This is a genomic window from Thiomicrospira microaerophila (assembly GCF_000934765.1).
Lineage (GTDB): Bacteria > Pseudomonadota > Gammaproteobacteria > Thiomicrospirales > Thiomicrospiraceae > Thiomicrospira > Thiomicrospira microaerophila.
Map to the genome: position 1 here is coordinate 62,942 of NZ_JYNN01000015.1, position 9,845 is coordinate 72,786.

Consider the following 9,845-nt stretch of genomic DNA (forward strand, 5'->3'; position numbering starts at 1 on the left):
TATGCCAATTATTCTCATAATCTTTGGTTTGTTGGTTTTTAGTGTAGCCTCAAGTCAGTCAGCGCCCGTGATGTATTATGATCCGTCAACGGGCCAATACATTAGTGAAGATGAATTGCTCAAAGCGCGTGTCATTGAACGAGATTTATACGTCGCAGCTCGCGTCAATAATCTTAACTTGGGTGAAATAGAGTTATTTGAAAAACAAGACGCGACTTGGGTTAATGTTCAAAGCGCGCTTGAGGTGTTGAATTTTCCTATTGATGTTGATTATCTCATTGATTCTAAATCAAATAGCGTTACAGATTTAAGTGCGAAGGGGTGGTTCATTCGTCCTAATAATACGTTTAAAATTGACACGGTGAACCAGGTCCCCTTTGTTGCACGGTTAACCACACCATATTTAAACGCAGACTTATCAGATGATGATGTAGTTATTCGGCATGGTATGGTTTATTTGGACGCTGAGATTTTTTTTGATGCCTTTGATATTGACGCCCAACTTAATACACAGTCGTTGATTTTACGGCTTTCACCATCCGCACCACTTCCAATTGAAGAGCAAATACGGCGACGCTTAAGAAGTGGCGAACGCGGCGAGAACTTTTCATATCCTGTACATCCACGTCATGATATACCTTATAAGGCTTTTGGAAATGTATTTGGTGATGTGCAACTAACAGCTGTACAAACCTATAGCAAAAAGCAGCAGTATGGTGTAAACCTTGTCGGATCCGGTGACTTGGCTTATATGACAGGGCGCTATGCGATTTCGACCGATTATCGACCAGACACTGAAAAACAATGGATAAACAACTTTCGCCTTGGTTTGGAGCGTAAATCGCAAGAGCAAAATTTAGCAGGTGTTTTGAATGCATCGCAGATTTATTTAGGCGATATAGTGCCAGTAACCATTGCGGGATTGCCAACTGGATCAAAAGATTTTGGGGTTCGTTTATCTAATATACCTTATGGACGGGTCACGGGGTCGGATGTTATTAGTATTACGGGCTTAGCTCAGCCAGGGTGGGATGTCGAGCTCTACCGTAATGGTCTTTTTTTAGCTTCACAACAAGTTGCTGATGATGGTCTGTATCAGTTTTTAGATCAGACACTTCAGGTTGGTGAAAATATTTTTGTTTTGCAACTGTACGGGCCACAAGGTCAGCAAGAGCAATTAGAGCAAGTATATTATCTTGATGAGTCTGCCACACTTGGTCATCAGCTTGTTTATGACTTTTCTTTAACTAAACAGAATAGTCAACTGTATGATTTTATAGATACTGATGCCAGAACGGATACGGATGAATATCGCTTGAATGTTAATTTGGAAAAAAACATCAATAGGAATGCGTCTTTAACAATGGGTTTGAGTAGCTTTCATTTCAATAATGGTGAGAGGCATCATTTTGTTCAACCAGGTATAAGAATTTTTGCTTTCAAGTCTGTGATTAATGTTGCTTTTTTAAAAGACCTTGAGGAAGGGCATCGCACTTCGTTATCTTTTTCACGTGGGTTAGGTAAGCGCTTAAATCATCGTTTTTCGTATCAATATTATCATCAATCTGATGACTTTCAAATCAACTCTGACCAAGATTCACTTGTTGAACATGGTCATGGTGTTTCTTTATCTGGTCGTCTAGAGTCGCGATGGTTGTCAAATGTTGGTTATCTGTTGGGCGCAGGTTTTGATCAGAGGTTTGATGGCAAAAAAATTGAGAACTATAATCTTAATTTAGGGAAGCAAGTCAATAGATTAGGGTTGAACAACAATCTTAGCTTTCAAAAAACATCATTATCTGGTGGCAATTCATCTGAGCGGTTACATGGTGCTTTTCAAGCACGATTTTTTAATCCTTTTTTTTTCTTAAGAACAAGTGTTAATTACGACATTGAACCCGAATATATTATAAAAGACGGTAGCATTGGTTTAAATTTGCGTCTGTGGCACCAGTTGAATTCGGATGTCAGCGCAAATCGAAGTTTTATTAACGATTCAACAAGCTATGGTTTAAGCTTAAATTGGTTAGATAAACAGTTTACAAGCGGTTTGCGCCTAAACAGGAGTGATCAGGGTGACTATGCTGTTAGGCTAACTGTTCGATTTGGTTTAGGACGTGAACCTCTTCAAGGTAAAACGCTAATCACTTCGCGACAAATGTCCAATCAAGGGGCAGTGGCTGCTTTGGTTTTTGAGGATTTGAATAATAATCAAGTTTGGGATGATGGAGAACCCGTAATTGAAAAAGCTGAAATCAGAACGATTCAGCAGCGAAGACGTGCTAGAACAAATGAGTCAGGTGTGGCATTTTTAACTGGATTGTCTGATTATCAGCCGACCGATATCGAAATTAATACCGACAGCCTTTCAGACCCTTTCTGGATTCCAAATTTTGAAGGGGTATCCTTCTTGCCGCGACCAGGCCTGGTTAAGACGGTGTTTATTCCGGTGGTGACGGCGGGTGAGGTTGAGGGCGTTGTGAGCTATAAAACAGATTTATTTAGGCCTGGTCAAGATCAGGGGGCGGTGCCTTTGGTGCTGACCCATCAGCAAAACGGGCGTCAGCTGGAAACCACGTCGACCTTTGATGGCTTTTTCTTGTTCGATAAGGTGCCGCCTGGTGAGTATTTACTCTCGGTGAAGCCGGACTTTTTAGCGCGCCGTGGTTTAGCGACACGTTCGCCGATGCCGATTTCGATTGGGGCGAATGGCACGTTGATTATGGGGGCGAATTTTGAAATTTTTCCTGAAAACCTTTATCAGCCTCAACCTATCCAGTCATTTGATAATGAGGCTTTCTGGGTTGACTTGGGCGATTTTGCATCGGAGGAGAATGCGCGCTTGGTGCTGCGGGTAATGCGTTCGTTGTTTCCAAGGATTTTGTCGCAAGTGCACAGCGGACGTCCGTATGAAGTGGCAATGGGTAAAACCGATAACGGTCGCTATGAGCTAAAGCTCGGGCCGCTGGCGCAGGTTAATAACGCGAAGTTTATTTGCGGTGCTTTAGTACGAGAGGGGTTGCCTTGTGGTGTGGAGCGCGTCGACTTGACTCCTACCGCTTCGACAATGGCCGCGCCGGTAGTGGAATCGGTGCGTGTTGTTCAACCGGCGGTTGATAAACTACCGGCGAATAAACCAAGCGTGCCGTCTTCAGTTGTGCTGTCTAAAGCCGAGGAACTTGCACAAGGCCAGGCCTGGTTAGTCCAGCAATCGCCCCGACATTACACCTTGCAGTTAGCGAATGCGTTGAATTATGAGGGAGTGAAGGCATTAAGGGATCGTTTGGGGCAGGGGGTGATATTGGAGCAGGGGGTGATATTGGAGCAGGCTGGGGCGAAACAAACCTCTTATGTATTGTTGTTGGGGGCATTTGCTACGCGAGAGCAGGCGTTTGACCAGATTTCGACCCTTGATTTAGCTACGCCGCCTTGGATTCGACGCATAGGTGATATGCTGGATTAAGACGCCCACCGTAAATATCGGCCGTTTCTTTGCGCAACGCCAATCGCTGTTGGCGCGAGCGCTTGCACACTTCTTTTCTCATTTTCATGCTGTGCCTAACTGTTCTTAATCCGGATATTTCATAAATTCGCGTGATGATCGCGCAGGATATTGGTTTTCCAGTGCTTTTTTTGAAGGAGCGCTGTAGTTATTCATACAGCCGACTGAGAAAAAAGTACTGGGAAATCAATAGACAAGCGAGGGCGCGTGAACTTTATGAGATATCCGGGTTAAGTTAAAAAAACCGTCATTACGAGGCGCGTAGCGACGCGGCAATCTCTCAAGGGCGTGTGCTGTCTGCCAGAGATTGCCACGGCCTACGGCCTCGCAATGACACAAGTTGGTTGCCCCTCATTCCTTAACTTACTGGCACTACTTAGTGTGATGAGGTTTTATTTGGTGTATAAAATATATAACGAATAATATTTTTTGTGTAAATTATGTTTTTATCTATAATGCAGGTCGTAGGTTAATGGTTTTTTTGTGTGATGGCTGTTTTTTTGAAAAAAAACTAAAGTTTGCTGCCACGGTGTCGTTAACCTATTACCCATCGTTTTATCTAAAAGCTGGGCTATATAAAATAACTGAGTAAAAAGGAGAGTTTTATGGTTAAGCGATTATTGGTGGCCTCTGCGCTATCTTTATCGGCATTGATGTCGGGGTGTGCGACGGTTCAGAGTGAATATCAGTGTCTTGATTGTGAGCCGCAAGCGGTGCATGTACAAACTGAGTATATTCCAAACTGCCCACATGCGGTGGAAGTGGTGAAGTATATTCCTTCTTGCAGTTCTTGCACCTATCCTGTGACGATTCGTTCTCAGGCACAAAGCTGTTGTGCGGATCCACAGGCGCCGGCCTGCAAGGGGCGTTAAGATGAAGCGCTTACTAGGTTTGGCCTCGGCTGCGTTGTTGCTAGGTTCAGGTGTATCGCATGCGGCTTCAGTGAGTGTGGTTTCGGGTTATTATCATCCGTCTTCTGTGCAGTATGTGGTGGTGGAGTCGCATTATGCGCCAAGAGTGCGTGCGCCAGAGGTGGTGTATGTGGTGGAAACGCGTCCCGCCAGAACCTATACCTTGAGAGAATATGAAGTAGTGGGTTATGCCGGTCGTTCATGCCATCGTTGTGATACGCCGCGCGTGGTTTATTCTGCGCCCACTCAGTGCCGATAAGGAGTTAAGTATGTTAAAGAAATTAAGTGTTTTGGTTGCGGGTACTATTTTTGCCGGTACCGCGCTCGCTAATAACCATTATAAGGGATACGCACCTTCAGATTATACGGTGTTTAGTCCAAATCAATATGCCAAACTAGAAAACCGTTATGCGCAGTTTTCTAAGAAGCCTGATGTGTACTATTCTACGGCTGAGGGGCGTACCGCGGCGGCGCAGTTGAATGAGTTGTCACGGTTTTTGATGGATCAGTTGGTGCAAAATCGCAATATTAAGAATGTGCAGGATAGCCGCGTTGCGGTGACGAGCTTTGTTTTGTTGGATGATTTAAATAAGTCTAATAAGTTTGGTGTATTGCTCGGTGAGCATATGATGCATCAATTGCATGTGCGTGGGTTTAAGGTGATTGATTTTAAATCTATGGGCGCGATTGAGGTCGGTAGTGCTTCGGATCATGTGATGACACGTGATGTGTCTAAATTGAAAACCGAGTTGAATATTCATTATGCCTTGGCGGGTACGGTGTCCTCTCAGGGGTCGGGGTATGTGGTCAATGCACGTTTAATTGATTTGACAGATCAAACCATTGTCGCGACGGCGCAGGGTTTGGTTTCTCATCGAGTACATCAAGTGTTGAACGGTGAAATGGAAATGATGCCGGATAATGTCAAGCGTGTGATTGTTCGGGAGCCTTATCCTGTTCATGATAACACGGTGATCTTGCGACAGCGATAGCCGATTCGTTGTGTTGAAAGGCCGGGAAACCCCCGGCTTTTTTGTTGGTGCAGTTGAAATGTAGCGACCTGTTAAGATGACTTGGTATTTAATTTGCTTTAGCCTCTGTTTGGAGGCTTTTTTATTGATGAAATTTGAGCATTTTATTATCGCGCTATTGTTGCCCGCTGGCATGTTGTTGTTGGCGGGTGGTGTGGCTTTTCAGCATTTTCAGAATTGGGCTTTGTCGGATGTGCAGGCTTCGGTACCTGTGCATCCGACAGCGCTGAGTTTGTCGTCTAGCGATGATGTGCCAGAGGGGCGGGTGGACGAGCATAAGATTTTAGCACGGGATAACCCTGTAGTGGCGCAACAGGATGTTGAGGTTGAACCGGCAAGTCGGGTTGAAGAGCCCCCGCGCTTTTCCGTTTTCAATAGCCCATTTTTGTTAAATGCACGGACACATAATGCGTCGATACCGCAACCCGGCGTGGACGCACCAGAAGCGATTATACCGGCTGCAATCCCCCCCCCTTTGACGGCACAGTTTAGGCTGCAGTCTGACAGCTTATATTTTTGGTTTCCGGCTCATCTAGCCTCTGAACAGCATATCAAGCGTGGTGTCGCGCGAATTTTGTTAAGCGGTCAGCCGTTTAATGAGAAGGATATTTTATCCTTGGCGCCGATGGAAATGCGCGAGCGTCCGGTATTTTATCGGCGTGTGCTGGATGCTAATGGTCAGCCGATTCGCTATCCATTTGCGGCATTTAAGTATGTTGATTATTTGTTAGCGAATGCGCGTTACAGTCGTATTCTGGATGAGGGAACGGAAATCGTGATTCCGCTCGTGCCCTCAAATATTGCCGCCCCCGCACAGTATTATGAACCAATGATTATGCAGTTCGCACAGGATTTTAGGGTGTCGCCGGCGTTGGTGTTTGCGGTGATGGAAACGGAAAGCCATTTTAATCCCACCGCTGTGAGTCGTTCAAATGCTTTAGGCTTAATGCAGATCAAGCCAGAAGCGGCGGGGCGGGATGTGTATAAGTTGATTGATTTTAGGCTGGATGCGCCCAGTCGTGATGAGTTGTTTGACCCTCAAACCAATATCCGTATAGGTACCGCTTATTTGGCGTTGTTAAAGTACGATTACTTTGGCTTAATTCGTAACGAGGAGGTGCGCGAGATGATTGCGATTTCAAGTTATAACGGTGGGTTATCAACAGTTTGGCGGCTGTTTGGTGAGTCGCCTGCGCAAGCGGTAGAACAAATAAATAGAATGAACCCGCGCTTGGTCTATCGTAAACTGCGTTATGATCATCCTTCAGATGAAACGCGGCGTTATTTAGATAAGGTATTGCAGGCAAAAGCACGTTATCAAGCATTGCTCGGCGAAGACGCCCGCATTCTTGCGAGTCGTTAAGTCCTGTGCTTTGGTTTGCGTAACAAAGGAAAAGAGATGAGAGCAACGTGGCAAGGCAAACAGGTTTTGGTGACGGGGGCGGACGGTTTTATTGGTTCGCATTTGGCGGAAGCCTTAGTGCAGGCGGGTGCGCAGGTACGCGCGTTGGTGCAGTATAACTCGTTTAATAGCTGGGGTTGGTTGGACCAAAGTACGCTGGCTGGGCAAATGGATATCGTTAGTGGCGATATTCGTGATCCGTTTTTGTGTCAAACCCTTTGTAAGGACGTGGATACGGTGTTCCATTTGGCTGCATTGATTGCGATTCCTTATTCCTATATTGCGCCCGGCTCTTATGTCGATACGAATGTCACGGGTACCCTAAATATGGTGCAGGCGGCGCGTGATCAAAATGTACGTCGGTTTATGCATACCTCCACTTCTGAAACCTATGGCACAGCGCAGTATGTGCCGATTGATGAGCAGCATCCGATGCAGCCGCAATCGCCTTATAGCGCGAGTAAAATCGGTGCGGATGCGATGGCGATGTCTTATTTTTTAGCCTTTCAAACGCCTGTGACAATTGCGCGTCCGTTTAATACCTATGGCCCGCGCCAGTCTGCGCGGGCGGTGATTCCAACGATTATTGGTCAAATCGCCAGCGGCGTGTCGCAAATCAAACTGGGCGACACCTCACCTACTCGAGATTTCAACTATGTCGCGGATACCTGTCAGGGCATGATGGCTTTAATGGAAAGCGAGCGCACGATTGGGCAAACGGTGAATATCAGTTCGAATTATGAGGTTTCAGTGCAGGATACCTTGGATCTGATTAAGCGTTTAATGAAATCGGATGTTGAGTTTGTGCAGGATGCCCAGCGCTTGCGCCCAAAAGACTCGGAAGTGTTTCGGCTTTGGGGGGATAATCGAAAACTCATTGAACTGACCGGTTATCAACCGACGACTTCATTAGAGCAAGGTTTGCAGCAAACCATTGATTGGTTTAGTCAGCCGGATAATTTAAAAGCCTATAAAACCGGTATTTACAATGTCTAATCCCCAGGCCTGGTCATCATTAGTCCGTTTTATTCGCCAGTATTATGCGACAGCAGAAGGGCTTGTTCCACTGCATGCGCCGTGCTTTGATCAGCGTGAAAAAGACCTCGTTACGAATTGTATTGACTCAACCTTTGTCTCTTCGGTGGGGCAGTATGTCACGGAGTTTGAACAACAGGTGGCCGCGTTTACCGGCGCCAAATATGCGGTGGCGGTGGTGAATGGCACAGTGGGGTTGTACTTGGCGTTAAAGGTAGTCGGTGTGCAGTCTAACGATTTGGTGCTGACGCAATCGCTGACATTTGTGGCGACACCGAATGCGATAAAAATGCATCAGGCCGATCCTGTTTTTATTGATGTCGAACCTGAAACGATGGGGCTGTGCCCAGCGGCACTCAAGGCATTTTTAACCGAACACAGCGATCAAAGAAATGGGCGGTGTATTCACCGGCAAACTGGACGGGTCATTCGTGCCTGTGTACCGATGCATACCCTTGGGTTTCCGGCGCGTATCGACGCGATTTTGGATATCTGTAACCAATATAATATCGCCTTGGTGGAGGATGCGGCAGAAAGTCTAGGGAGCGTTTATCATGGCCGTCATACCGGTCGATTCGGTCAGCTGGGCGTATTTAGTTTTAATGGCAATAAAATTATCACTACCGGTGGCGGGGGCATGTTGATTACCGATGATGCCGAGTTAGCACGTCATGCCAAGCATCTGAGCACGACCGCGAAAGTACCGCATGCTTGGTTGTTTGAGCATGATGAGCCGGCGTACAACTTAAGAATGCCGAACTTGAATGCCGCACTTGGGGTGGCGCAAATGCAAAAACTGCCTCAATTTATCGCCCAAAAACGCCAGTTAGCGCAACATTATCAACACCAACCAGGCCTGGTTATGCAAAAAGAACCCGCTAACACCCAAGCCAACTATTGGCTTAATGCATTAATGTGCCAAGATCAAACCGAGCGCGATGCATTTTTAGATTGGACAAATAGCCAGCAAATTCAAACCCGTCCACTTTGGACCCCGATGCATCAATTGCCAATCTACGCGCAGGCGCTGCGTGGCGAGATGACCCAAACCGAATGGCTCGCCGCCCGCGTTGTCAATTTGCCAAGCAGTGTGGTCAATGATGCCTAAGCCTGCTATTTTATTGATTGGTGCCGGTGGGCATTGTAAAGCGTGTATTGATGTTATCGAGCAAAGCGGGCAATGGCAGATTGCCGGCATTGTCGATCGCAAAGGTTCGGGGGTGGAGGATGTACTTGGTTATCCTGTGATAGGCTGTGATGAGGATTTACCCCGGCTTAGACAGGAATTTGATTATGCCTTCGTTACCGTGGGTCAGTTGGGTTCAGTCGAACTTAAAATCAAGTTGTTTAATCATCTTAAAGCGTTAGGCTTCAAACAACCCGGCCTGGTGTCGCCTTTGGCCTATGTGTCAAAGCATGCCCAAATCGGTGAAGGGACCATCGTGATGCATTATGCGATGCTCAATGCCTCGGCACGTGTGGCAAGCAATTGTATTATTAATAGCCATGCCTTAATTGAACATGATGCGTTGATTGAAGATCATTGTCATGTTTCTACCGGCGCAAAAATTAACGGCGGCGCTCAACTCGGGCAAGCCTGCTTTGTTGGCAGTGGTGCTATTTTAAAACAAAACGTAATTAGAGTCTGCTCAGAAAATATAAATCATTGTTTTAAAACAAAAATACTTGTTTTTGTGGTATAGTAATGCACAGTTTTTCAGCCCCAAGATATAAAAAAGCGTGCACAAAAATGATTCGAGACCACTCTGTAACCCAATTATCACTCAGCGAATTCGATTGGCCCTTCCAATCAGATCTTGATCCACAAAACCGCTGGGTTCAACTTGCACAGTGCATTCCATGGGATGACTTCGCCCAAAGCTACTATGCCAAGCTCAATCAAAAACGCGGTCGTCCCGCCAAACCCGCACGTTTGGTGATCGGTGCACTGATTATCAAACACA

At 46.1% G+C, this 9,845-nt stretch carries 8 protein-coding genes and 1 pseudogene; all 9 read left to right on the forward strand.

Translation table 11 applies throughout. The features are described from left to right. Window position 1 precedes the first annotated feature (1 nt). Complete coding sequence (locus NA59_RS06630; RefSeq protein WP_044409879.1) at window positions 2–3,463, forward strand: hypothetical protein; 3,462 nt, start codon at window positions 2–4, stop codon at window positions 3,461–3,463. A 644-nt stretch (window positions 3,464–4,107) separates the two neighbouring features. Then, complete coding sequence (locus NA59_RS06635) at window positions 4,108–4,374, forward strand: hypothetical protein (RefSeq protein ID WP_044409882.1); 267 nt, start codon at window positions 4,108–4,110, stop codon at window positions 4,372–4,374. A gap of 1 nt (window position 4,375) precedes the next feature. Continuing rightward, a complete protein-coding gene (locus NA59_RS06640) occupies window positions 4,376–4,672 on the forward strand; it encodes a hypothetical protein (protein WP_044409886.1) in 297 nt (98 codons plus the stop codon). A 10-nt stretch (window positions 4,673–4,682) separates the two neighbouring features. After that, window positions 4,683–5,405 (forward strand): FlgO family outer membrane protein, encoded by a 723-nt coding sequence (locus NA59_RS06645; RefSeq protein ID WP_044409889.1) that lies wholly within the window; start codon window positions 4,683–4,685, stop codon window positions 5,403–5,405. 127 nt (window positions 5,406–5,532) lie between these two features. Then, window positions 5,533–6,807, forward strand: a complete 1,275-nt coding sequence (locus NA59_RS14300; protein ID WP_052501509.1) for a murein transglycosylase domain-containing protein — start codon at window positions 5,533–5,535, stop codon at window positions 6,805–6,807. Between the two features lie 36 nt (window positions 6,808–6,843). Next, on the forward strand, window positions 6,844–7,842 hold the full coding sequence (locus NA59_RS06655; protein WP_044409892.1) for an NAD-dependent 4,6-dehydratase LegB: 999 nt from the start codon (window positions 6,844–6,846) through the stop codon (window positions 7,840–7,842). Then, window positions 7,835–8,989 (forward strand): LegC family aminotransferase, encoded by a 1,155-nt coding sequence (locus NA59_RS06660; protein ID WP_044409895.1) that lies wholly within the window; start codon window positions 7,835–7,837, stop codon window positions 8,987–8,989. Before NA59_RS06655 ends, NA59_RS06660 begins: the two co-directional genes overlap by 8 nt. Then, window positions 8,979–9,584: a NeuD/PglB/VioB family sugar acetyltransferase gene (locus NA59_RS06665; RefSeq protein WP_044409898.1), complete on the forward strand. Its 606-nt coding sequence runs from the start codon at window positions 8,979–8,981 to the stop codon at window positions 9,582–9,584. Before NA59_RS06660 ends, NA59_RS06665 begins: the two co-directional genes overlap by 11 nt. A 47-nt stretch (window positions 9,585–9,631) precedes the next feature. After that, window positions 9,632–9,845, forward strand: a pseudogene (locus NA59_RS06670) (IS5/IS1182 family transposase); the annotation flags it as partial.

What these genes read in the sequence shown, in the direction of transcription:
- NA59_RS06635 (WP_044409882.1), top strand. Translation starts at nt 4,108, where the DNA reads ATGGTTAAGCGATTATTGGTGGCCTCTGCGCTATCTTTATCGGCATTG.
- NA59_RS14300 (WP_052501509.1), top strand. Translation starts at nt 5,533, where the DNA reads ATGAAATTTGAGCATTTTATTATCGCGCTATTGTTGCCCGCTGGCATG.
- NA59_RS06640 (WP_044409886.1), top strand. Translation starts at nt 4,376, where the DNA reads ATGAAGCGCTTACTAGGTTTGGCCTCGGCTGCGTTGTTGCTAGGTTCA.
- NA59_RS06655 (WP_044409892.1), top strand. Translation starts at nt 6,844, where the DNA reads ATGAGAGCAACGTGGCAAGGCAAACAGGTTTTGGTGACGGGGGCGGAC.
- NA59_RS06665 (WP_044409898.1), top strand. Translation starts at nt 8,979, where the DNA reads ATGATGCCTAAGCCTGCTATTTTATTGATTGGTGCCGGTGGGCATTGT.
- NA59_RS06630 (WP_044409879.1), top strand. Translation starts at nt 2, where the DNA reads ATGCCAATTATTCTCATAATCTTTGGTTTGTTGGTTTTTAGTGTAGCC.
- NA59_RS06660 (WP_044409895.1), top strand. Translation starts at nt 7,835, where the DNA reads ATGTCTAATCCCCAGGCCTGGTCATCATTAGTCCGTTTTATTCGCCAG.
- NA59_RS06645 (WP_044409889.1), top strand. Translation starts at nt 4,683, where the DNA reads ATGTTAAAGAAATTAAGTGTTTTGGTTGCGGGTACTATTTTTGCCGGT.